The sequence below is a fragment of the Streptomyces sp. NPDC057702 genome (assembly GCF_042799315.1).
Taxonomy (GTDB): domain Bacteria; phylum Actinomycetota; class Actinomycetes; order Streptomycetales; family Streptomycetaceae; genus Streptomyces.
Map to the genome: position 1 here is coordinate 1 of NZ_JBHVJC010000034.1, position 22,242 is coordinate 22,242.

The window sequence follows — 22,242 nt, forward strand, 5'->3', positions numbered from 1 at the left end:
ACGCCCGGTCTCATTCCGAACCCGGAAGCTAAGCCTTTCAGCGCCGATGGTACTGCAGGGGGGACCCTGTGGGAGAGTAGGACGCCGCCGAACAACTTTTCAGGGAGAGCCCTGTTACGGACCTGGTCCGTAACAGGGCTCTTCTGCTTTGTAGGGCCATTCCAGGCGCGGCGCATAGTCGCCCTTCAGCAAGTGGTGCCGCGCGCGTCAGACTGGCCCTATGGCTGATCAGTACGCGCAAGCACCGGACGGCTTCGTATCGCACGGCACACCCACGCTGCGTTGGGAGGCGATGGCGGACGGGCCCGCGGTGGTCCTGCTCGATCAGCGACGGTTGCCCGCCGAGGAAGTCGAGTTGGTGTGTGCGGACGTGCCCGCTCTCGTGGAGTCCGTTCGCACGCTCGCCGTGCGTGGTGCGCCCGCCCTGGGCATCGTGGGCGCGTACGGGGTGGCGCTCGCCGCCGCCCGTGGCACCGATGTCGCCGAGGCAGCGGCGCTCCTGGCGCAGGCCCGGCCCACGGCGGTCAACCTCGCGTACGGCGTGCGCCGCGCTGCCGGGGCCTATGACCGAGCCATCGCCGAAGGCGTCGGCGCCGAGCGGGCGGCCACCGTCGTACTCGCCGAGGCACGGGCGCTGCACCGCGAGGACGCCGAGGCCAGCGAACGGATGGCCACACACGGTCTCGGGCTGCTGGAGGAGTTGCTGCCCGGCGGTGGCTTCCGTGTGCTCACCCACTGCAACACGGGGGCACTCGTGTCCGGTGGAGCCGGTACGGCGCTGGCCGTGGCGCGGGAAGCACACCGAAAGGGCCAGCTCAGGCAGTTGTGGGTGGACGAGACGCGGCCCCTGCTCCAGGGGGCGCGGTTGACCGCGTACGAGGCGGCACGGGCGGGCATGGCGTACACGCTGCTGACGGACAACGCGGCCGGTTCGCTGTTCGCCGCCGGCGAGGTGGACGCGGTCCTGATCGGGGCGGATCGGATCGCGGCGGACGGCTCGGTGGCCAACAAGGTGGGCAGCTACCCACTGGCGGTGCTGGCCAAGTACCACCACGTGCCCTTCGTCGTCGTCGCGCCCAGCACGACCGTGGACCTGGCGACCCCCGACGGAACGGCGATCGAGATCGAGCAGCGACCCGCGCACGAGGTGACGACGATTCCCGTGCCCAGCGCCTGCGTGGGTGAGCACGGTGCGCCGGTCCGGTTGCCCATCGCTCCCGTGGGCACGCGGGCGTACAACCCGGCTTTCGACGTCACGCCGCCGGACCTGGTGACGGCGATCGTGACCGAGGGCGGCGTGGTCTCGCCCGTGACCGCCGCAGGGCTGGCCGAGCTGTGCGGGCGCTCCCGCCAGAGCGGTGGGCCACTCGCCGGGTGAGGGCCGGGGCGCCGTCCGGGAGCGCGTGCGGGGGGCTTCGGTCGTTCTCACCGCGTCATGCCGGTCGGCGTTCGCTTGGTTTGCCGCGTAGGGACGCGTGGGCCGAATTGCCGGTGGCGATCGGCGGCGCGGGTGTGTGGCGTCAACGCTGGGATCGCCGTTATTCCCGGGCGAACACCGACATGCTGCGAACGAGTGATCGCCCGCGTCTAGCCACCGGGTGCGACAATGGGATGATGACGACATGAAGGGACGCGTCCTTGTCGTCGACGACGACACCGCACTGGCAGAGATGCTTGGCATCGTGCTGCGCGGCGAAGGCTTTGAACCGTCGTTCGTTTCCGATGGGGACAAGGCACTCGCCGCGTTCCGCGAGACCAAGCCCGATTTGGTGCTGCTCGATTTGATGTTGCCAGGACGAGACGGTATCGAGGTCTGTCGGCTGATCCGAGCCGAGTCCGGCGTACCGATCGTGATGCTCACGGCCAAGAGCGACACCGTGGATGTGGTGGTCGGGCTGGAGTCCGGAGCCGACGACTACATCGTCAAGCCGTTCAAGCCCAAGGAACTGGTCGCGCGGATAAGGGCGCGGCTGCGGCGGTCCGAGGAGCCCGTGCCGGAGCAGCTGACCATCGGCGACCTGGTGATCGACGTGGCCGGACACTCGGTCAAGCGGGAGGGCCAGTCGATCGCGCTGACCCCGCTCGAGTTCGACCTGCTGGTCGCCCTCGCCCGCAAGCCGTGGCAGGTGTTCACCCGTGAGGTGCTGCTGGAGCAGGTGTGGGGCTACCGGCACGCCGCGGACACCCGGCTGGTGAACGTGCACGTACAGCGGCTGCGCTCCAAGGTCGAGAAGGACCCGGAGCGGCCTGAGATCGTCGTGACCGTGCGCGGAGTGGGTTACAAGGCCGGGCCGAGCTGAGATGTCGGAAAGTGGGGCCGCCCCGGAGCCCACGGGGCAGGGCGGCCCGTCGGTAGGAGGCCCGGCCGACGGTCGCGGCCCGGGGCGACCTGTGGCCCCGGGAAGTGACATATCGCTGTTCGGGCGGCTTTGGCGAGGCGGAAACCTGCTGCCCGACGGGGCATCCGGGGCGCCCGTACATCCCGTCCTGCGGCTGTTCGGACGATGGGTGCGGCGCCCGCTGCTGCCGGCCATACGGCTCTACCGGCGTAACATCCAGCTTCGCGTTGTCGCCACCACGCTGCTCATGTCGCTGGGTGTGGTGCTGATTCTCGGCGTGGTCGTCATCGGGCAGGTGCGGAACGGGCTGCTGGACGCCAAGCGCAACGCCGCGCAGAGCCAGGCCGTCGGAGGGTTCAAAGCGGCCGACGACGCCGCCGAGAACAGCGACGACCCGCGCAACAGCGAGGACGGCTCGGGCGCCCGGGGGAACCGGCACGCCGGCGCGTGGCTGACCGCGCTCGTGCAGCAGCTCGCGAGCGGCGGCCAGGGCGTGTACTCGGTGGTGGCGCTCAGCTCGAAGGCGGACGGGGAACCGTTCGTCAGCACGCGGGGCCCCCGCGCGTCGGGTGGCGTCAAACCCGAGGACAGCATCAGCGAGACGCTCCGGACCCGGGTGGACGAGGGCACCGGGCCGTACGAGCAGTACACGAGCATCGTGCGCGACCCGGCCGGCTCGCAGGAACCCGCGCTGGTGATCGGCAAGCGGCTCAACGACATCAACGGCGAGCCGTACCAGCTCTACTACCTCTTCCCGTTCACCCAGGAGGAGAAGTCGCTGAGCCTGGTCAAGGGCACGCTGGCCACGGCCGGGGTGTTCGTGGTCGTGCTGCTCGGTGCCATCGCGTGGCTGGTGGTGCGGCAGGTGGTCACGCCGGTGCGGATGGCCGCCGGCATCTCCGAGCGGCTGGCGGCCGGACTGCTCCAGGAGCGGATGAAGGTCACCGGCGAGGACGACATCGCGCGGCTCGGCGAGGCGTTCAACAAGATGGCGCACAATCTTCAGGTCAAGATCCAGCAGCTGGAGGACCTGTCGCGGATGCAGCGGCGGTTCGTCTCGGACGTCTCGCACGAGCTGCGGACGCCGCTGACGACCGTGCGGATGGCCGCCGATGTGATCTACGAGGCGCGGGACGAGTTCGATCCGGCCACGGCGCGGTCGGCGGAGCTGCTGGGCGGTCAGCTCGACCGGTTCGAGTCGCTGCTCGCCGACCTGTTGGAGATCAGCCGGTTCGACGCGGGGGCGGCGGCGCTGGAGGCGGAGCCGATCGACCTGCGCGACGTGGTCAGGCGGGTGGTGGACGCAGCCGAACCGCTCGCGGAGCGCAAGGGCAGCCGGATCGTCATTCGTGGCGCGGCGCGGCCGGTGATCGCGGAGGCGGACGCGCGTCGCGTGGAGCGGGTGCTGCGCAACCTGGTCGTCAACGCCGTCGAGCACGGCGAGGGCGAGGACGTGGTGGTCCGGCTCGCCGCGAAGAGCGGCGCCGTCGCCGTGGCCGTACGGGACTACGGGGTCGGGCTCAAGCCCGGCGAGGCGACGCGGGTGTTCAACCGGTTCTGGCGGGCCGACCCCGCGCGGGCCCGGACGACCGGCGGGACCGGGCTCGGCCTGTCGATCGCGGAGGAGGACGCCCGGCTGCACGGGGGCTGGCTCCAGGCGTGGGGCGAGCCCGGAGGCGGGTCGCAGTTCCGGTTGACGCTGCCGCGCGCGGCGGGCGACGCGTTGCGCGGCTCGCCCATACCGCTCGAACCCGAGGACTCGCGCCGCAAGCGCGCGCTGCGCGCGGCGAAGGCCGCGGGCGGCGCGGGTAGCAGTCGGGTAGCGAACGCGGGTGCCACGGGCGCGACCAGCGCGCCCGCCGGAGGGAGCGCGCCCGGAGGTACGGGAGCGGGCTCCGTCGGGGCCTCTGGTGGGGCCTTCGGCGGGACGGCCACGGAGCGGAGCGGCCCGGTGAGCGACGGTGGGGCTGACGGCGGCTCTGGCAGGGCCGACGCGGCTGGTGAGGCCCGTGGGTCCGGTAGGTCTGGTGAGTTCAACGGGTCGCCACCGGCCGGGGCTGGCAGCGATACGACCGAGGCCGGGGCGCATCGGGTGTCCGGGGTGACCACGTCCGTCCTCGTGTCGCGGCGGTCGGGTGCCGTGTCGGCGCCGGGTCGGGACGCGGCCTCGCAGGAGACGGCGGGCGATGTGTCGCGCGGCGCGGTGGGCGGTCGCGAAGGCACCGGGCACGGTGTCGGTGGCGGGGATGTCGAGGACGACGAGGCGACTGGTGCCGGTGGTACGTCGACCGGCGCTGGCGGCGGAGCGTCGACCGACGCCGACCGGAACGCCGCGAGGGGCGACGGTGCCGGGCGGACGGGGAGCGCCGGGCGGGCGGATCGAGAGGAGTCGGCGGAGTGATGGCGATCGGCGAACGAGGGAGCCGCGCTCGTGTGCGCTGACCAGGAGACGCCGGGTAGCGAGGCGACCGACCGGGGCCGGCCGGCGGTCGCCGGGCATGAGGCGCCTGACCAGGCCGAGCGCACGGTCCGACCTGTCGCTGAGGGCCGTGGCAAGGGCCTCGCCAGGCTGATCCGGTCCCTTGGCCTCGCCAGCGCGGGCGCGCGCCATCGCGATGGGCGCCCCGCGGCGCTTCCACGTGCCGGCGTGCTGCGGCGTCGAGGGCGGAAGCGCACCCTGGGCGCGCTCGGTGGGCCGCGGCGGGCCTGCGCCACGCTCGCGGCCAGCGGGCTACTGCTGGCCGGCTGCGCGTCGATGCCCGAGAGCGGCGACGTACGTCAGGTCGGCTCCACGCCGCGCGCCGACGCCGATTCACCCGTTCGGGTCTACGGGGTGCGCCCGGGGAACCGGGAAGGGCCGGTGGAGCTGGTGCTGGGCTTCCTGGAGGCGACGACGAGCGACGAGGCCGGCTTCGAGACGGCGCGCCTGTATCTGACCAAGCGGGCCAACGCGGACTGGAATCCGCTGGCGGAGACGACCGTGCTCGCGCAGTCGCCGAAGGTGCGCGTGGAGAGTGGTCCGGACCGGGAGAACACGGGCTTCGACGTCGTACTGTCGGGCCGGCAGCTCGCCACGGTCGACGCCAACCACGCGTACGAGCCCGACGAGAAGCCCTACGAGGAGCGGCTGCACGTGGCGCGGTCGGGCACCCGGTGGCGGATCGATTCGCTGCCCGCGGGCCTGGTCCTCGGCGAGTCGGACTTCCAGCGCATCTACCGTTCCGTCAACAAGTACTACTTCGCGGAACTGGGTCCCGACGGCGACAAGTCGGCGGTCGGCAAGGACGTGCTGGTCGCCGATCCGGTGTACCTGCGGCGGTGGGTGGACCCCGTCACCTCGACCGTGCGGGCGCTGCTGGGCGGGCCCACCAACTGGCTTGAACCGGTGGTCCGTACGTCCTTCCCGAGCGGCACCCAGCTCAAGAGCGACCATCTGCGCCTCGACGACTCGAACGGGTTGCGTATCCGCCTGAACCGGGAGGTGTCGGGCGTCGACCAGTTGCGTTGTCACGAGATGGCGGCCCAGGTGCTGTTCACCGTGCAGGACCTGTCGACGTCCAAGGTCGGCAGCGTCACGCTGGAGAACGAGAACGGTGTCGAGCTGTGTTCGCTGACGCGTGAGCAGGCCGAGGGGTACGCGCCGGACCGCATCAACGGCAAGGCGGGCAACCAGTACTACATCGACCAGGACCGCCGGCTCGTCCAGGTCGACGACACCGGGGACGACCTGGAGCACGCGCCGGGGCCGTTCGGCGAGGAGGGCGCGGACCTGAGCTCGATCGCCGTGGCGCGGGACGAGCGGGCTGCCGCGGGAGTGTCTCAAAACGGCCGTGACCTGTATGTGGCCGATCTCAAGCCGGGCGTGGAGCGTGGCGCGTCGCGGCTGCACAGTGCGAGTGGCGGCCCCCAGGGCGGGCTGACCCAGCCGAGCTGGGACGGGCTGGGCGATCTGTGGGTGGCCGACCGCAGCCCGGGCAAGCCGCGGCTGCTGCGGCTGGCCAGTGGTGTGGGCGAGCCCGAGGAGGTCAACGTCATCGGGCTCGACGGTGGCCGGATCGTAGCGCTGCGGGTCGCCGCCGACAGTACGCGCATCGCCATGCTGATCGAGCGCGACGGCCGGACGACGCTGTGGCTCGGCCGGCTCGAACGCGCCACGAGCCCGGCGGAGCCGCCGCTGTCCGTGAAGGGCCTGCGCTCGCTCGCGCCGCAACTCGACGACGTGGACGCCGTCTCGTGGGCCGGCGGCAGCCGGCTGGTGGTGGCCGGAACCGAGTCGGGCGGCGTACAGGAGCTGCGGTACATGGAGACCGACGGCTCCCCGGGGAACAGCCCGGCGCTGCCTGGTCCGGGCAAGGTGGAGCAGATCGCGGCGTCGGAGGACGAGGACCGGCCACTGATCGCCAAGGCGTCGGACGGCATCGTCCGGCTGCCTCCGGACGCGAACTGGAAGACCGTCGTCAAGAAGGGAACGGCACCGGCGTACCCGGGCTAGGGCCGGCCGCGCCCATCTGGGCCAGACCGTTCGTGGCGGGCTCGCCGTCCTCTCGCGCGGGGCGGACCCGCCCGGTCGCCCGGGTGCCGCTGTCCTGTCCGCTCCGGCTGCTGGCGCGCCCGGGGTGGTTCGGTGAGGCGGCCCGGGTGGTGGGGTGCTGGCCGCGCCGCGTGTGGGGTGGCTTCGGGCTTGGTGGCCTCAGTGCCTCGTTCGCTCTGGGCGCGCCCGCCGGGCTCGCCGTCCTGACGTACGGGGCGTGGCCAGCCAGAGCTGTCACGGACGTCCTTGGCGGCCGAGCGGACGCCCTTCACGGACTCGTACAGGACGTGCCCCCTCTCGGCGGCGAGCACGACGTCCGCCGCCTTGCGCCAGGCGTCTCCCGTGTGGGCGTCCCGCATCATCCGTCGCATCGCCTCGGACAGGTCGGCGGACGCGCGGGTCACCTGGTCGGCGGCCTTCACCACCGCTGAGGGCCCCTCGGTGGCGACCACTTCGGCCGTGCGGTGCACCTCGCGGGCCAGGGCGACGAAGCGCTGGGCCTTCTCGTCGACGTCTCGCAGGTCAGGGCCGGGCGGCCGGAGCGCGTCGACGATCGCGTCCATGGCGATGTCGCGATCGTGCGAAGCGCTGAGGCAGTTCGCGTAGGCGTCCCCGCGATGCTCCCTGCGCCACCGGTCGCCCGGGGAGCGGGCCGCCATGCGCCCGCCCACGGTCGCCGCGCCCAGCGTGGTGAGTGAGCCGACGGCAGCGCCGAGTACGGCGGCCGGTCCAGCGTCCATGAGCCCATTCTGTTCTGTCGTCGCGTCACGGCGGCTCCGAGGAGGGGCCCGGCGTCTGGGGCCGGGCCCGGCCTGGCCTGGTGGTCGCTTGCCTGGGCCGGTGATCCGGCCGTGGCGTGGGGCGAGGTGGCTCTCGGGTGCTGGCCGGGGTCGGCGCCGGGGGCAGGGCCGGTGTGGGGTGGTGGGCCCGATCTCGGTGTGTGTCGGCGGGGGCATGCTCGTCGACTTCTCTTGCACCATGTTGACCAGCGGTTTTGTCCGGCCTTTGGGGTGTGGAGACGAGGGCCTGGCGGAGTTATCCACAGGGGTGGCGGGCCTGGGGGAGCGGGTGGACAGTGGAGGCATGCGGGGATGGTGGCGAGAGGCGGCGGGGCTGGTCCTGCCAGTGGAATGCGCCGGGTGCGGGGCGCCTCGGACAGTGCTGTGCGCGCGGTGTCAGGGGCTGCTGCTCGACGGCGGCGCGCACCGGGTGCGGCCGAGTCCGACGCCGTCGGGCCTGCCGGTGGTGTACGCGGCGGCGGCGTACGCCGGGGAGTGCAGGTCGATGCTGCTCGCGCACAAGGAGCGGGGTGCGCTGCGGCTGGCGAGGCCGTTGGGGGCCGCGCTGGCGCTGGCGGTGTGGGCGGTGCTGTGGCGGTGGGTGCTCCGGCGCGACGAGGAGGACGTGGGGGATCGGCCGGTGATCGCGCGGCCCGTGGCCGCTGGTGGCGTGAACGGGGACGTAGCCGGGGGTCTAGCTCTCGCCTCGGGCCTGGGCCTGCCCGTTCTGCTGGTTCCGGTCCCGTCGGCGCGGCGGGCGGTGGCCTCGCGGGGGCACGACCCAACGCGTCGGGTCGCGCTGGGCGCGGCCCGGGTGTTGCGGGAGCGAGGGGTGCCGGCGCGGGTGTTGCCGGTGTTGCGGCAGCGGCGGGCGGTGCTGGATCAGGCGGGTCTGGGAGCCGCGCGGCGCGCGGCCAATGTGGCTGGAGCGCTGCGGGTCGTTCCTGGGGCGGAGCGGCTGCTCAGGGCCGGTCCGGTGGTGTTGGTGGACGACCTGGTGACTACCGGGGCCTCGCTGGCGGAGGCAGCCCGCGCGGTACGCGCCGCGACGGGGCGAGGAGGGGCTGGCCAGACCCACGGAGTGCCGGGCGGCCGGAGTGCGACGGGTCCGGCCACGGAGGGTGTGGGGGCGGGCGCGGGGCGGCACGCGCGTGTGAGAGCTGTCAGGGGGAGAGCTGGGGCCGTGGGGAGCACGGGCATACGCGGGGCGGCCGGTGTCGCATGGAGCGGAGCTTCACGGGCACCCGATGGTCGAGGTGGCGGATCAGTGGGCCCGGCCGGTGGCCGTGGTGCGGGTGACGCACGAGACGGGCTGGTGGGGGCTGCGGTGATCGCCGCGTCCTCTAGCGCCTTTGGACGCAATCGGAACTGACGGGGAACGTGCGCCGTTGCAGGTAGTAACGGCGAAAAGGTACCTGAACGGAGGTACGTGCCAGTAGGGGGTGCCGACTTCCAGCCGGGCGAGCTATGTTCGGTTGTAAGGACTAGGGGCCGCTATGGCGCTGATATCCGCTTGGCGTGCTTCGTGCCTTTCCGTGTTCCATAGAAACATGAAGACGTTGGGGTGTAGAGCCCAATGGCGGGGGAGGAGGAGGTGAAAGCCGCCGAGTCGGGGGCCCTGGAATTCTCTACGGGCCCAGTGCGAAACGGATGCTTCGAACAGTGAACGGAGCAATCCGGGAACGGAGTTCTGCGTGGACATCGTCGTGAAGGGCCGCAAGACAGAGGTACCAGAGCGGTTCCGCAAGCACGTGGCCGAGAAGCTGAAGCTGGAGAAGATCCAGAAGCTCGACGGCAAGGTCATCAGCCTCGATGTCGAGGTGTCCAAGGAGCACAACCCGCGCCAGGCCGACCGTTCCGACCGGGTGGAGATCACGCTCCGTTCCCGTGGACCGGTGATCCGCGCGGAGGCCGCCGCCGCCGATCCGTACGCGGCGCTCGACCTGGCCAAGGGCAAGTTGGAGCAGCGCCTGCGCAAGCAGAACGACAAGCGTCACGCGCGTCGCGGCAACGGGCGCATTCCGGCGAGCGATGTCGCCGTCGCCGTGCCGGAGGCGGCCCGGATCAACGGGACGGGCGCCGGCGAGGCCGATTCCGCGGACAACGTGCCCACCACGAGGATGGGGCCGCTCGAGGTGCGCGGTGAGGGCCCACTCATCGTTCGCGAGAAGACGCACGCGGCGGCGCCGATGACGCTCGACCAGGCCCTCTACGAGATGGAGTTGGTTGGCCATGACTTCTATCTGTTCGTGGACTCCGACACCAATCACCCGAGCGTCGTCTACCGGCGGCACGGTTACGACTATGGCGTGATTCATCTCAAGACAGAGGCATTCGTCGGAGAGGAACCGGGCGGCGCCGGAGGGGCGCTCGGCGGCTGACCAGAGCCGATAGAGGGAAGACTCGGCATCGACGGCGAGAGCCGTTGTGCGGCTCACCGAGGCCGACCCCGGAAATCGACGAGAGCTGACGCGAATTGATCCACGAGGTGCGGTGACGGCCGTGTCTCGTACGACGGTGAAGGTGGTGCCCCGAGAGGGTCGGGACGACCCTCCGGGGCACTACGGTGCGGATGGCGGGAGCACCGGTCCACCCCGCGGGCATGGAATCATGGCGGCGTGGTCAATCGGCGCTCGGTGGGGACTGGTTGGCGCGCAGAGCTAGGTGCAACCGCAAGGCCACGGCCTTCATGGGGGAGGAACGATGGCAGACAGCTTCGGGCCCGTGCCCGACGATGACGACGGAGCCAGCGTCAACGTCGGAACGGACAGGGGAGAGTCGCGTAAGGAGCCCATTCGGGTCCTCGTGGTGGACGATCACGCGCTCTTCCGCCGAGGGCTGGAGATCGTACTCGCGCAGGAAGAGGACATCCAGGTCGTCGGCGAGGCCGGGGACGGAGCGGAGGCCGTCGAGAAGGCGACCGATCTGCTCCCCGACATCGTGCTGATGGATGTGCGTATGCCCAAGCGGGGCGGGATCGAGGCGTGTACCGCCATCAAGGAGGTGGCCCCCAGCGCCAAGATCATCATGTTGACGATCAGCGACGAGGAGGCCGACCTCTACGACGCGATCAAGGCGGGGGCCACCGGGTACCTGCTCAAGGAGATCTCCACTGACGAGGTGGCGACCGCGATCCGTGCGGTGGCCGACGGGCAGTCGCAGATCAGTCCGTCGATGGCGTCGAAGCTGCTGACCGAGTTCAAGTCGATGATCCAGCGCACCGACGAGCGCCGGCTGGTGCCCGCGCCACGGCTCACCGACCGCGAACTTGAGGTCCTCAAGCTCGTGGCCACCGGGATGAACAACCGCGACATCGCCAAGGAACTGTTCATCAGCGAGAACACGGTCAAGAACCACGTCCGCAACATCCTGGAGAAGCTCCAACTCCATTCGCGGATGGAGGCCGTGGTGTACGCGATGCGGGAGAAGATCCTCGAAATCCGCTGACCGGCCCGCTGACCGGCCCGCGGGGGCGGGGGAACAACGGAGCAGTTCCCTCGGGCCGTTCGGCGGACCGAGGGACGAGGGTACGCCGGCTGGCGTGCTGGTCGGTCGGGGCCAGGCGGTGTGTGGGGCGGGTCAGGTGAGGGCCGCGGCGAGGGGGGCCGCGAGGTCGGGGTGGTTCACGCGCTCGATGCGCACCGTGTCGCAACCCACCCAGGTGGCGGCCTCGCGCAGGGCCCGCGCCATGGGAGCCACGTCCTTCGGGCCGCGCAGCGAGAGCTGGCGGGCCACCAGCGTCGTGCCCTCCCGCGCCGGGTCCACACGGCCGGCCAGCCTGCCGCCGGTGAGCAGGGGCATCGCGAAGTAGCCGTGTATCCGCTTGGGCCGTGGCACGTACGCCTCCAGTCGGTGCGTGAAGTCGAAGACGCGCTGGGTGCGCGGGCGGTCCCAGATCAACGAGTCGAAGGGGGACAGCAGGGTCGTCCGGTGCCGCTCCCGGCGCCCGGCGGACTCCGCCGCGAGGGCGGCCGGATCGGCCCAGGCGGGCTTGTCCCAGCCCGTGACCGTGACCGGGGTCAGCCCCGTGTCGGCGATGACGGCGTCCACCTGCTCGTTCCTGATCCGGTGGTAGTCCGCGAGGTCCGCGCGGGTGGCCACGCCCATCGCGGCGCCGGCCTGGGCGACCAGGCGGCGTAGGCACTCGGGATCCGAGAGGTCGTCGTGCAGCAGGTTCGCCGGGATCGCGCGCTCGGCCAGGTCGTAGACCCGCTTCCAGCCGCGCCGCTCGGTGCAGACGACCTCGCCGTGCATCAGGGCGCGCTCGACGGCGATCTTCGCCGCCGACCAGTCCCACCACTCGCCGCCGTTCTTGGCGCCGCCCAGCTCGCTGGCCGTCAGTGGGCCCTCGGCGCGCAACTGCGCGATGACCTTCTCGTACGCCCCGGCGGGCAGGTCGTGACCCCAGTGCGGCCGGTCGCGGTAGGCGCGGCGGCGGAACGCGAAGTGCGGCCACTCCTCGATCGGCAGGATGCAGGCGGCGTGGGACCAGTACTCGAAGCTGCGCGTACGCGTCCAGTACGCGGTCTCCACCGTGTCGCGACCGACGGCGCCGAGTCGGGCGTACGGCACCAGTTCGTGGGACCGGGCCAGGACGGAGATGGTGTCCAACTGGACCGCGCCCAGCGCGCGCAGCACCCCGTGCACGCCGCCCTCCCTGTCTCGCGCGCCCAGCAGCCCCTGGGCGCGCAGCGCGATGCGGCGGGCCTCGTCGGCGGACAGGGTGACCTCGGGGCGTACGCGGGATGCCGACGCGCTGGGGGTGCGCGCGACACGGCTCGCTGACAGGGGAGTTGTCATGCCGGACACAGTAAACGCTGGCACTGACAACGCCGTCGGTGTGGGGGTGTCGCTCGGGAGACGGCGGGCGGGATGGGGCGGGCCGGGCCGTTCGGGCAGCCGTCGGAGGCCGACACCGCGTGGCGAGACGTCCTCGCGCGGCGTGCCCCCGCGCGGCGCTCCCCCCGCCCCGCCCCGCCGCGGCTCGTGCCGCGCCGTTCGGGCCCGTACCGCCCGGTGGCGTACTCCGGGGCGTGTGCCACCGAGATGTCCGAAGGGGACGGCTGGGGAGGGCGGGGCGGGGGAGATGGTCGGGGCTCGCTCGTGCGGGGTGGGCGAAGCGGGCGGCCCGGTCCCGTGGGCGGCGTTCCCGTGACACGCGCCCGGGGGCGGCGGGTCAGGCGGACTGGGGGCCCGGGAGGTACGGCGTCGGGGTGGGGACGCCGAGGTCGGTGGGGAGCAGGGCGGCGACCCAGGCGTCGCGGCGCGTGCCCGCGTGCGGGATGCGAGCGCGGAGGGTGCCCTCGCGCTGGAAGCCCAGCGAGCGCGCGACGGCCCATGAGGGTTCGTTACCGACCTCGGCGTACCACTCCAGGCGCTCCACGCCCAGTTCACCGAAGGCCCAGTCGACCATGGCGCGCGCGGCCTCGACGGTGTAGCCGCGGCCGCGGTGCTCCTTGACCGTCCAGTAGCCGAGCTCGGCCTGGCGCTCCGGGCCGGCGAGCGCGACGCGTAGGCCGATGGCGCCCACCAGCGTTCCCTCGTCGCGGCTGACCACGGCGAGGTTGTACGAGGTGTCGGAGCGCCAGCCGTCCGGGACGACCTGGCTGACGAAGCTGCGGGCGTGCTCGTGCGTGTAGGGAGAGGGCACATTCGTCCAGCGCGGGATGTCCGGCTCCTGGCAGGCGGCGTGGACGGCGTCCGCGTCGGATGACTCGAAGGGGCGCAGGACGAGGCGGGGGGTGTTGAGTATGACGGGCTCCATGGACCGAGTGTGGTCGCTCGACGGAGCCGGGGAAAACCATTTAGCCGCTGATGGGAGCCTTGGCGGGCGCCCGAAACCCTCCGCCTCGCTGTCCCGGGCACGGCTTCGCCGCTCGGCCGTAACGCGCTCGCCCCGTCCCGGCCGGCCGCCCCGGACGGGTCGCGCTCGGCCACCCGGCCCCGCCTCCGGCGCCCGCCCCGCCTGGTCTGCCTGGTCCGGCCCCTGGCTGCCCCGGGCCGCGTACCCCTCGGGGCCCAGCATTCTCGGGGCCCGAGCTTCCGCAGCCTTCGGCTTCCGCTGACCCCGAGCCCCCGCTCCAGGCCCCGAGTCTCGGCACTTCTGGTACCTCGGCGCTCCCCGTGCCCGGCCGCCGGGTCCAGCGTGGGGCCCACTCCCGTCGGGCCGCGTATCCGGCCGGCGCGGCCCTTCGACCAGCGGGACCGGGTTCTCCCGAGGGTGGCTCTCTCGGACCGAGCCCGGGCCGGTGCGCGCGGGGAGGGCCAGCTCCCTCGCCCCCGGCCCAGCTCCGGGCTCGCGCGCGGGTCAGCTCTACCGAGGGCTGGTCCAGGGTTGGCCCCCGCCCCGGCTGGCCGGTTGCCCCGGCCGGCGGCTCGGCCCGCCCGGTCCGGCCCAGCCCTGCCGCCCCGCAGCGCCCCGGTCAGCCCAGCCCCTGGCCAGCTCAGCCTCCGGCCAGCTCAGCCTCCGGGCCGGACCACCCGGGGTGGGTCCGGCGTTCGGTCCCACCCGGCGCCGGTCCGGCGTTCGGCGTCTCGGTTCGGCGGTGAGGTCGGTGAGGGGGGAGGACGGGGTACGGCAGGTCCGTACGCGGGTGCCCGGGGGCGGGTCGGAGTGGGGGAGACGGCCGAAGCGGCCGAGCCGGTGGTGTCCATGCCGGTGGCGACCGGGGAAGCCGCTGAGCGGGCGGCCCGCGCGATGACGACCGGTGGCGGCGGTCTCCGCACCGGCAGCCGAGCCCACGGACCCACGCGTCACGGGCTTACGGGCACGCGGGCAACCCGGGGCACCCGGGCAACGAGACACCCGCACGCGAGCACTCAGCACGCGGACACCCGGCACCCGCACGCGGGCACCCGGCACCGGCACCCGAGCACTCAGCACCCGCACCCGGCCCCCGCACGCCGGTCCGCCGCCCGGGTGTGCGGAAGCACCAGCTGTGGTCGGTCTCGGCCCCGCCGGGGTCTCCGCGCGGGCGCGCGGAAGCGTGGGCGTACAGGTGGAGGGCGTGGAGGGGAGGTGCGGGCGGGTGAGCGAATGAGGTGCAGCGGGGGCGCGGGCGTAAGGCGTATCGGCGCGCGGGGCGTTGCGATGGGGTGTCGGGCTTGACGGGGGCGGGCGCCGAGGCGGGCCACACGGTGTGGCGCGGCTCGAATCGGACCGTGTCGGCGCTCCCGCGAAGCGCCCACGCGGGGGCCGGTGGGACGGGCGTGACCCGAGTGGCGGCTTGGGGTGGGGCCGGAAGCGGGGTGGGGGTCCGGGCCCGTGGCACCTCGTGCGGCCCGCGGACGTGGTCGCGGCGGTGGTGGTCGTGGCCGTCCTTCCGGGGGGCCGGTAGGCACCTTCGGTGGGGTTCGCGCGTTGGGAACAGAGGGCGATAGCGAGCCTTCGTACCGCCGGACCTCCCGAGGCGGGCTGGTCCTGACTTACGATGGCCGTTGCGGCAGGCCCCGTGGCCCCCGATAATGCCGCGCTAGCGCACCCGAACCGTGCCAGGTCCGACCGGCAAGGAGCCAGCCTACGTGTCCGTCCTCAACAAGCTCATGCGTGCAGGCGAAGGCAAGATCCTGCGCAAGCTGCACCGCATCGCGGGCCAGGTCAACTCCATCGAAGAGGACTTCCTGAACCTCTCCGACGCAGAGCTGCGCGCTCTCACGGACGAGTACAAGGAGCGGTACGCGGAGGGCGAGAGTCTCGACGACCTCCTCCCCGAGGCGTTCGCCACGGTCCGTGAGGCTGCCAAGCGCGTCCTCGGCCAGCGCCACTACGACGTCCAGATCATGGGCGGCGCCGCGCTGCACCTCGGCTACGTCGCCGAGATGAAGACCGGTGAGGGCAAGACCCTCGTCGGCACGCTGCCCGCGTACCTCAACGGGTTGTCCGGCAAGGGCGTGCACCTGATCACGGTCAACGACTACCTGGCCGAGCGGGACTCCGAGCTGATGGGCCGGGTCCACAAGTTCCTCGGCCTCTCCATCGGCTGCATCCTGGCCAACATGACGCCCGCGCAGCGGCGTGAGCAGTACAACTGCGACATCACCTACGGCACGAACAACGAGTTCGGCTTCGACTACCTGCGCGACAACATGGCGTGGTCGCAGGACGAGCTGGTGCAGCGCGGCCACAACTTCGCGATCGTGGACGAGGTCGACTCGATCCTCGTGGACGAGGCCCGTACGCCGCTGATCATCTCCGGCCCCGCCGACCAGGCCACCAAGTGGTACGGCGACTTCGCCAAGCTCGTGAAGCGGCTGACCCGTGGCGAGGCCGCCAACCCGACCAAGCGGGACGAGGACGGCAACCCGCAGCAGGAGACCGGCGACTACGAGGTCGACGAGAAGAAGCGGACCGTCGGCATCCACGAGTCCGGTGTCACCAAGGTCGAGAACTGGCTGGGCATCGACAACCTCTACGAGTCGGTCAACACCCCGCTCGTCGGTTATCTGAACAACGCCATCAAGGCGAAGGAACTGTTCAAGAAGGACAAGGACTACGTCGTCATGGACGGCGAAGTCATGATCGTCGACGAGCACACCGGCCGTATCCTCGCCGGTCGCCGCTACAACGAGGGCATGCACCAGGCGATCGAGGCGAAGGAAGGGGTGGACATCAAGGACGAGAACCAGACGCTCGCCACGATCACCCTGCAGAACTTCTTCCGCCTCTACGGCACGCTCTCGGGCATGACCGGTACGGCGATGACCGAGGCCGCCGAGTTCCACCAGATCTACAAGCTCGGCGTGGTCCCCATCCCGACCAACCGGCCGATGGTCCGCATCGACCAGGCCGACCTGATCTACCGCACCGAGCCCGCGAAGTTCGCCGCCGTGGTCGAGGACATCGCCGAGAAGTACGAGAAGGGCCAGCCCGTCCTGGTCGGTACGACCTCGGTGGAGAAGTCCGAGTACCTCTCGCAGCAGCTGAACAAGCGCGGCGTACGGCACGAGGTCCTCAACGCCAAGCAGCACGACCGTGAGGCGACGATCGTCGCGCAGGCCGGCCGCAAGGGCGCGGTCACCGTGGCGACCAACATGGCCGGTCGTGGTACCGACATCCAGCTCGGCGGCAACCCGGACGACCTGGCCGAGACCGAGCTGCGCGACAAGGGCCTGGACCCGGTCGAGCACGTCGAGGAGTGGGCCGCCGCGCTGCCCGCCGCGCTGGAGCGGGCCAAGGCCGCCGTCAAGGCGGAGCACGAGGAGGTCAAGGACCTCGGCGGGCTCTACGTCCTGGGTACCGAGCGGCACGAGTCGCGGCGTATCGACAACCAGCTGCGTGGTCGGTCCGGCCGACAGGGCGACCCGGGCGAGTCACGCTTCTACCTCTCGCTCGGCGACGACCTGATGCGCCTGTTCAAGGCTCAGATGGTCGAGCGCGTGATGTCGATGGCCAACGTGCCCGACGACGTACCGATCGAGAACAAGATGGTCACCCGGGCCATCGCCTCCGCGCAGTCGCAGGTCGAGCAGCAGAACTTCGAGACGCGTAAGAACGTCCTGAAGTACGACGAGGTGCTCAACCGGCAGCGCGAGGTCATCTACGGCGAGCGCCGCCGCGTCCTGGAGGGCGAGGACCTGCACGAGCAGGTGCGGCACTTCATGGACGACACGATCGACGCCTACGTACAGGCCGAGACCGTGGAGGGGTTCGCCGAGGAGTGGGACCTGGACCGGCTGTGGGGCGCGTTCAAGCAGCTCTACCCCGTCAAGGTGACGATCGAGGAGCTGGAGGACGAGGTCGGCGGCGACCGCGCCGGGCTCACCGCCGAGTTCATCACCGACGCGATCAAGGAAGACGTGTACGCGCAGTACGCGGCGCGCGAGGAGCAGCTCGGCTCGGACATCATGCGTGAGCTGGAGCGGCGCGTGGTGCTCTCCGTCCTGGACCGCAAGTGGCGCGAGCACCTCTACGAGATGGACTACCTCCAGGAGGGCATCGGGCTGCGCGCGATGGCCCAGAAGGACCCCCTGGTCGAGTACCAGCGCGAGGGCTTCGACATGTTCACCGCCATGATGGAGGGCATCAAGGAGGAGTCCGTCGGCTACCTGTTCAACCTGGAGGTCCAGGTCGAGCAGCAGGTCGAGGAGGTCCCTGTGCAGGACGAGGCGCCCTCGCTGGACAAGGGCGAGCGCGAACCCGTCGCCGCGGGCGCGCCCCGCCCGGAGATCCACGCCAAGGGGCTGGACGCGCCGCAGCGCCCGGACCGGCTGCACTTCTCGGCGCCGACCGTGGACGGCGAGGGCGGTGTGGTCGAGGGTGACTTCGCCACCGACGCCCCGGCCGGTGGCGACACCGCGTCGACGCCCACCGTGACCGGACAGACCCGCGCCGAGCGCCGCAAGGCCCAGAAGGGCGGCCGGCGCCGCAAGAAGTAGGACACTGACACGGGGTGAACCGCCCCGCACCGTGGGCCCGGCATCGTCACGATGCCGGGCCCACGACGTGTTCGCCCGTGGTGCGTTCGCCTGCGGCGTGGCGCGGGTTCCGGCGCGGGCCTGTCCCATGGCGTGGTGGTGCGGGTTCCGGCGCGGGCCCCTTCCACGGTGGGGTCATCGCCGCACGATCCCGTCGGGGCCGCCGCCGTGCGCCGGCCCCGGTCGCCCCCCGGGCCGGCGGCGTCGGCCAGGGGCGTCCCTCGCGGGGCGAGCTCCCGTGTCCCGCCCGGGCGTCCGCCGTGCCGCAGTCGCGGCCCCGTCGCGGTCCCTGTCGTGTGGCCGTCCCTGTCGCGTCGCCGTCCCTGTCGTGTGGCCGTCCCTGTCGTGTCGTGGCGTCCCTCGTTCACGGGCCTCCGGCATGCCGTGGCCTCCGTCGCGGCCGGGTCGCCTTCGGGTGGGGCGCGGTGGTGCGCCGGCGCGCGGCATGTGGGGGCGGGGCGCCTCGTCGGTCGCGGTCGTGCCGCGCGTGAGGTGGGGCCACCTCACTGGTTGACGTGGTGTCGCCCGGTGCGGGCGGGGCGCTGGTCGGGGCCCGTGCCGTCGCCTGGGCGGGCCGCCCGTGCGAGGGCCCGTCCCCGCGCTGTCCCGCCGCTACGTCCCACTACCTCCCGCTGCCTCCCCCCGGTGCTGACGCGGGGGCGGGCGGGGGGTCAGCCGGTCCCCGGTCGGTCGGGCGTGGGGCCGAGGTCGATCGCGGCGCAGCGCCAGCGCTCGTCGGCGCCCTGTTCGAGCCGGAAGGCCAGCGCCCGCAACCGGTCGCCGGCCGTGATGCGGGCGAACGCCTCGATGATCCACGGCTCGGGCCGGAACTCGTCGCAGTGCCACAGGACCGGTGGCCACGCCCGGGGACGCGCGACCCGCGCCGCGCGTCCGGCCTCGGCGCGCGCCGCGCCGCCCGCCTGGCGGGCCAGGTCCGGCACACCCGACGCCCCGGCCGGACCGGGCCTGGCGGGCACCGTCTCGTAGGGCGCGGGCAGGTCGGCGTACGCCACGTGCGGGGCGGCGCACGGCACGGGGCGGGCCTCGCCGACGCGGCCGGGTGGGCGGCCGGGCGTACGGCTCGGGACGGGCGCCGAGTGGGGTGCGGGCGTGGCGGGGCACAGGGCCGGATGTGGGGCGAGCGCGGTCAGCTGGTCGTACGCGGCGCCCTGGGTGTGGCCGAGCATCCAGTGCACGGGGCGCTGGCCGCTGAGGGTCAGGAGCAGCCGCTGGGCGAACCAGTAGCGCGGCAGCCGCTGCCGCTGGCGTTGGCGGGCCGCGAGGTCCACGCCGCCGGGCCGCCGCTGGTCACGCCGGCGCGGCGGGCCGCCACCCTGTCGCGGCACCCGGGGCCCGCCGGCGGCCGGGCCCGTCGTGGCCCGGGCGCTCGGGATCGTGTCACCGGTCGCCTCGGCGCGCGGTGGGGTCTGCCCTGAGAGCCCAGCCGGAGCCGGGCGGGCCGGTCCCGGCTGGGGCGGCACGGAGGGGGCCGGCCTCGGTCGGGGTGGCCGGATCGTTCCGGGCGGAGCCTGGTGCGCCGGTCGCGGCCTGAGTGGCCTGGGCGGGTTCGCGGGTGGGGTCGCGTCCGGTGTCCTCGGGATCACGCTGTCGTGTCGTCGCTCCATGTGCCGCTCGCCCCCGTCGTCCGAGCCCGATATCGATACCGGGCGGTAGCTTTCGTTGAGTGACTTCTACCGGCGGCCTCCTCGCCCGGGCAACGCCGAATTCGGGGTATGGGCCTTGCGGTGCGTAATCACCTATCCGGGTGACGGCCGGGATGAGCGGCGCGGTAACCCCCGCGTGGCAGGTGGCGTGCCGCGCGGGGTGCGGCGCGGGTCGCGGACCCTCCCTCAAAGGGGGACGGGCGCGCTTATGCTTGCGGGCAGCACGCCCCCACGTGCTCTTACGAACATGCCTTCACGAAAGCGGCGACCATGCGCGTGTACGTCCCCCTCACCCTCCCCGGCCTCGCCGCGGCGCACCAGGCGGGCGAGCTGGGCCCGGCCCCGTTGGACGCCTACGCGGTGACCCCGGCGCTACGCGAGTGGTACGTCTCGGACGACATCGAGGAGCTGGAGTACGCGGCGCTCAACCGGGCCGCGGCGGCCTCGCTGCGCCGCCTCGCCGGTGACCCCGACGCGCCGCGCCGCCGGGTGGTCGTGGCGGTGGACGTGGCCGACGGGCAGGCCGTCGCCGACCCGGACCGGGGGCTGGACCAGTCGGCTCTGGGTGAGGTGCGCGTCGCCGTCGCCGTGCCGCTGAGCAGGGCCGCCGCCGTGCACGTGGACGCGGAGGACGCGGAGGCCGACGTCACGGCCGCCGCCGACGCGCTGGGCGCGGCCGACCAGGGCGACGACGACGCCCAGTTCACGGTGGACGGGGCCGAGGACCACGAGCTGCTGTGGTTCGCCACGCAGGAGATCCCGAACCTGATCGGCTAGGCCCCGCCCTGCGAGGGCCCCACCGAGCGAGGGCGCCGCACGGGGCCGGCCCACGGGCCCACCGCCGGTGCGCGACCGGGCCGCGGCGGGGTGTACGGGAGCGGGCCGAAGCGGTCCAGGAGCCGCTGGGCGCGCCCCTCACCTGCGGTTTCGCGGGAGTTGTCGCACGTGTGGGCCGGCTGTCAGAGGTGCCGGGTACCGTCGTTCGCATGGGTCAGCACGAGACGCACATCATCTGGGACTGGAACGGCACCCTCTTCCACGACATCGACGCAGTGATCGCGGCGACGAACGCCGCGTTCGTCGAGATCGGCCTCGCGCCCATCACCCTGGAGCGGTACCGGGACCTGTACTGCGTGCCGATACCGCGCTTCTACGAGCGGCTCATGGGGCGGCTGCCGACCCAGGGCGAGTGGACCCGGATGGACGTGGCGTTCCAGCGCCACTACGCGGAGCGGCGGGCCGCCTGCCAGCTCACGGCCGGTGCCGAGGCGCTGCTCGAACGCTGGCAGACGGCGGGGCGCACGCAGTCGTTGCTCTCGCTGTACGAGCACGACCACCTGGTGCCGCTGGTGCGCGGCTTCGGCATCGAGTCGCGGTTCGTGCGCGTGCAGGGGCGTACGGGGCCCTCCGGCGGAGGCAAGACCGAGGACATGGTGCGTCACCTCGCCGAGCTCGACGGGGTGCGGGCGGCGCGGACCGTGGTGATAGGCGACGCGGTGGACGACGCGCTGGCCGCGCGGCACGCGGGGGCGCAGGCGGTGCTCTACTCCGGTGGTTCGCACAGCCGGGCCAGCCTGGCCGAGGTGGGCGTGCCCATCGCCGACACGCTGGCCGAGGCGATCGAGCTGGCCGAGGCGTTGACGGCCTGATGGCCTGCCATCCGTCGCCCGCGCGGCGGGGCCGCGCCACCGCTGGCCGGCCCCCGCCGCCGTGGCGGTCAGGTCACCGGGGCCTTGTCCCGAAGCACCGTCAGGAAGGCCCGCATCCACGCCGGGTGGTCCGACCAGCCGCGCGAGGAGACCAGCGGGCCGTCCACGACGACCTCGGCGTCCTGGTAGTTCGCCCCCGCCGCCCGCAGGTCCGGTTCGAGGGCGGCGTAGGCGGTGATCCGGCGTCCGCGCAAGCTGTCGGTGGCGGCGCTGACCTGCGGGCCGTGGCAGATCTGGGCCACGGGCTTGGCCGCGTCGAAGAACGCCTTGACCACCTTCCGCAGCTCGCCGTCGTTGCGCAGGTACTCCGGGGCCCGGCCGCCGGGGATCACCAGAGCGGCGTACTGCCCGGGGTCGACTTCGGTGAAGGCCAGGTCGGCGGGCCAGGTGTAGCCGGGCTTCTCGGTGTAGGTGTCGAAGCCGTCCTCGAAGTCGTGCAGGACGAAGCGCAGCGTCTTGCGGGTGGGTGCCGCGATGTGCACCTCGTACCCTTCCTCGCGAAGCCGCTGGTAGGGATAGAGCACCTCCAGGGACTCCGCCGCGTCGCCCGTCACGATGAGGATCTTCGTCGTCATGCCGCCTACCTCCGCGGTGCGCCGACGGGGCCGGCCCGAGCGGCGCTAGCTCCGAACTGTCCTTTTTGTTCGCCGTGCGGCACCGGACGCTGTGTGCCAAGCCCTCCGGCCCCGGTCGGCGACTTCCTGCCGTGCGCGTCGCACCTTAGTCCGTTCCGTCAAAGTCCACGCCCCAGATTTGTACATATCCGGCCGATGACGGCGGGCGGGTCGGGGGAGATAGCCTTACGGC

14 protein-coding genes and 1 rRNA gene are annotated in these 22,242 nt (G+C 72.6%); 10 read left to right on the forward strand and 5 right to left on the reverse strand.

The features are described from left to right. From rrf to ACFVFR_RS24635, 5 genes are all read left to right on the forward strand, one after another. Positions 1–93, forward strand: a 5S ribosomal RNA gene (gene rrf, locus ACFVFR_RS24615); the annotation flags it as partial. Between the two features lie 127 nt (positions 94–220). Continuing rightward, complete coding sequence (gene mtnA / locus ACFVFR_RS24620; protein WP_383705309.1) at positions 221–1,378, forward strand: S-methyl-5-thioribose-1-phosphate isomerase; 1,158 nt, start codon at positions 221–223, stop codon at positions 1,376–1,378. Positions 1,379–1,622: 244 nt separating this feature from the next. After that, on the forward strand, positions 1,623–2,300 hold the full coding sequence (mtrA, locus tag ACFVFR_RS24625) for a two-component system response regulator MtrA (RefSeq protein ID WP_383705311.1): 678 nt from the start codon (positions 1,623–1,625) through the stop codon (positions 2,298–2,300). Position 2,301: 1 nt separating this feature from the next. After that, complete coding sequence (mtrB, locus tag ACFVFR_RS24630; RefSeq protein WP_383705314.1) at positions 2,302–4,740, forward strand: MtrAB system histidine kinase MtrB; 2,439 nt, start codon at positions 2,302–2,304, stop codon at positions 4,738–4,740. A gap of 246 nt (positions 4,741–4,986) precedes the next feature. Then, positions 4,987–6,831 (forward strand): LpqB family beta-propeller domain-containing protein, encoded by a 1,845-nt coding sequence (locus ACFVFR_RS24635; protein ID WP_383705316.1) that lies wholly within the window; start codon positions 4,987–4,989, stop codon positions 6,829–6,831. On the opposite strand, the gene ACFVFR_RS24640 is transcribed toward ACFVFR_RS24635, so the two are convergent. After that, positions 6,828–7,610 carry a hypothetical protein gene (locus ACFVFR_RS24640; RefSeq protein WP_383705318.1) on the reverse strand — a complete coding sequence of 261 codons (783 nt, stop codon included), beginning with the start codon at positions 7,608–7,610 and terminating at the stop codon, positions 6,828–6,830. The two genes, ACFVFR_RS24635 and ACFVFR_RS24640, sit on opposite strands and share 4 nt — an antisense overlap. Before the next feature lie 1,733 nt (positions 7,611–9,343). On the opposite strand from ACFVFR_RS24640, the gene hpf reads away from it, so the two are divergent. Together hpf and ACFVFR_RS24650 are read left to right on the forward strand one after the other, a co-directional pair. Beyond that, positions 9,344–10,030: a ribosome hibernation-promoting factor, HPF/YfiA family gene (gene hpf, locus ACFVFR_RS24645; protein ID WP_383705321.1), complete on the forward strand. Its 687-nt coding sequence runs from the start codon at positions 9,344–9,346 to the stop codon at positions 10,028–10,030. A gap of 322 nt (positions 10,031–10,352) precedes the next feature. After that, complete coding sequence (locus ACFVFR_RS24650; RefSeq protein ID WP_383705323.1) at positions 10,353–11,096, forward strand: response regulator; 744 nt, start codon at positions 10,353–10,355, stop codon at positions 11,094–11,096. A gap of 132 nt (positions 11,097–11,228) precedes the next feature. Here ACFVFR_RS24650 and ACFVFR_RS24655 read toward each other — a convergent pair whose 3' ends face one another. Together ACFVFR_RS24655 and ACFVFR_RS24660 are read right to left on the reverse strand one after the other, a co-directional pair. After that, positions 11,229–12,449, reverse strand: a complete 1,221-nt coding sequence (locus ACFVFR_RS24655; RefSeq protein ID WP_383705325.1) for a winged helix-turn-helix domain-containing protein — start codon at positions 12,447–12,449, stop codon at positions 11,229–11,231. Between the two features lie 376 nt (positions 12,450–12,825). Next, positions 12,826–13,413, reverse strand: a complete 588-nt coding sequence (locus ACFVFR_RS24660; protein WP_383705327.1) for a GNAT family N-acetyltransferase — start codon at positions 13,411–13,413, stop codon at positions 12,826–12,828. Between the two features lie 1,757 nt (positions 13,414–15,170). On the opposite strand from ACFVFR_RS24660, the gene secA reads away from it, so the two are divergent. After that, a complete protein-coding gene (secA, locus tag ACFVFR_RS24665) occupies positions 15,171–18,023 on the forward strand; it encodes a preprotein translocase subunit SecA (RefSeq protein ID WP_383705329.1) in 2,853 nt (950 codons plus the stop codon). Between the two features lie 710 nt (positions 18,024–18,733). On the opposite strand, the gene ACFVFR_RS24670 is transcribed toward secA, so the two are convergent. Next, the gene (locus ACFVFR_RS24670) at positions 18,734–19,351 is read right to left on the reverse strand and encodes an Rv3235 family protein (RefSeq protein WP_383705331.1); all 618 of its coding nucleotides are present in this window, start codon (positions 19,349–19,351) and stop codon (positions 18,734–18,736) included. Between the two features lie 645 nt (positions 19,352–19,996). On the opposite strand from ACFVFR_RS24670, the gene ACFVFR_RS24675 reads away from it, so the two are divergent. Continuing rightward, a complete protein-coding gene (locus ACFVFR_RS24675; protein WP_383705334.1) occupies positions 19,997–20,503 on the forward strand; it encodes a DUF6912 family protein in 507 nt (168 codons plus the stop codon). A gap of 209 nt (positions 20,504–20,712) precedes the next feature. Continuing rightward, the gene (locus ACFVFR_RS24680) at positions 20,713–21,375 is read left to right on the forward strand and encodes an HAD family hydrolase (protein ID WP_383705336.1); all 663 of its coding nucleotides are present in this window, start codon (positions 20,713–20,715) and stop codon (positions 21,373–21,375) included. Between the two features lie 68 nt (positions 21,376–21,443). Here the strand turns inward: ACFVFR_RS24680 and ACFVFR_RS24685 are convergent, their stop codons facing one another. After that, the gene (locus tag ACFVFR_RS24685) at positions 21,444–22,010 is read right to left on the reverse strand and encodes a DJ-1/PfpI family protein (RefSeq protein WP_383705338.1); all 567 of its coding nucleotides are present in this window, start codon (positions 22,008–22,010) and stop codon (positions 21,444–21,446) included. Between the last annotated feature and the right edge of the window lie 232 nt (positions 22,011–22,242).

Bases quoted from the DNA above. Each gene is read 5' to 3' on its own strand.
- mtnA (WP_383705309.1), top strand. From the start codon at position 221: ATGGCTGATCAGTACGCGCAAGCACCGGACGGCTTCGTATCGCACGGC.
- mtrA (WP_383705311.1), top strand. From the start codon at position 1,623: ATGAAGGGACGCGTCCTTGTCGTCGACGACGACACCGCACTGGCAGAG.
- mtrB (WP_383705314.1), top strand. From the start codon at position 2,302: ATGTCGGAAAGTGGGGCCGCCCCGGAGCCCACGGGGCAGGGCGGCCCG.
- ACFVFR_RS24640 (WP_383705318.1), bottom strand. From the start codon at position 7,610: ATGGACGCTGGACCGGCCGCCGTACTCGGCGCTGCCGTCGGCTCACTC.
- ACFVFR_RS24650 (WP_383705323.1), top strand. From the start codon at position 10,353: ATGGCAGACAGCTTCGGGCCCGTGCCCGACGATGACGACGGAGCCAGC.
- ACFVFR_RS24655 (WP_383705325.1), bottom strand. From the start codon at position 12,449: ATGACAACTCCCCTGTCAGCGAGCCGTGTCGCGCGCACCCCCAGCGCG.
- ACFVFR_RS24660 (WP_383705327.1), bottom strand. From the start codon at position 13,413: ATGGAGCCCGTCATACTCAACACCCCCCGCCTCGTCCTGCGCCCCTTC.
- ACFVFR_RS24675 (WP_383705334.1), top strand. From the start codon at position 19,997: ATGCGCGTGTACGTCCCCCTCACCCTCCCCGGCCTCGCCGCGGCGCAC.
- ACFVFR_RS24680 (WP_383705336.1), top strand. From the start codon at position 20,713: ATGGGTCAGCACGAGACGCACATCATCTGGGACTGGAACGGCACCCTC.
- ACFVFR_RS24685 (WP_383705338.1), bottom strand. From the start codon at position 22,010: ATGACGACGAAGATCCTCATCGTGACGGGCGACGCGGCGGAGTCCCTG.